The 891-nt window shown below is 43.9% G+C and carries 1 protein-coding gene; it reads left to right on the top strand.

Annotation, left to right across the window (positions count from 1 at the left end):
* Positions 1-891 (top strand): hypothetical protein (locus DMB65_RS21850; RefSeq protein ID WP_133249525.1); only part of this gene is annotated, 891 nt, incomplete at both ends.

Below are 891 nucleotides of genomic sequence, written 5' to 3'. Positions count from 1 at the left end.
TAATGTTAAGCAGTCCTCAGATGTTACGATCGATGTACCAACTACAGGAACTGCACCCTATACATATAGTTTCCAGGGAGGTGCCTTTACGGGTGTCAGAACATTCTCGGTTGCCGATAACGGTACCAACCAAACGATAAACTATGTTGTGAAAGACAGCAATGGTTGTACTTTCCCGGGATCTGTTGTTATCAGCAGATTAAACCCTCCAGTAATTTCAGGTATTACCGCTAGTCCTATTTATTGTATACCAGCCAGCAGTACTACCAGTACCATTACTGTTGCTAAAACAGCAGGAACAGGAGTTGGAACGATTACTTACGAAATTACCTCACCGGCAGCTTCAGCGACTTCAAATACTACAGGTACTTTCACTGGGTTAGCCGGAGGAGTTACTTATAGCTTCAAAGTAACCGATGCCAGTGGCTGTTATGCTACAGGATCTCTTACTGTTCCTGCGGTTAACCCAATTGCGGTGACTGCCACGAAATTAAACGATGTATATTGTAAAGGAGGTTCTACGGGTTCTATTCGTTATGATGTAAGCCAGTTTACTTCTACTTACAGTTATAAAGTGAACACAGCTCCTGCAGTTACCGCTCAGAGTGCAGCTTCATTTACCTTGCCAAACCTTGGTGTAGGTACTTATAATGTTGTTTTCACAGATGAGACTACAGGATGTAGCTTCCCTACTTCTATCACCGTAACAGAGCCGTTAACTCTATCGGCTAATTATACAAAAGTCAATGCGAATTGTAATGTTTCGACCTCTAAGGTTACCATAACGGCATCAGGCGGTACACCGGGTTATACGTATGCTTACAAGCAAGATGGTGTTGCTCCGGTTGCAGCAGATTACGTTGCCAGCAACGTTGCGGACTTGAACCCGAC

Origin of the sequence: Flavobacterium cheongpyeongense, from assembly GCF_003202435.1 — a bacterium.
Taxonomy (GTDB): Bacteria; Bacteroidota; Bacteroidia; order Flavobacteriales; family Flavobacteriaceae; genus Flavobacterium; species Flavobacterium cheongpyeongense.
This window is presented reverse-complemented; position numbering and strand designations above follow the sequence as displayed.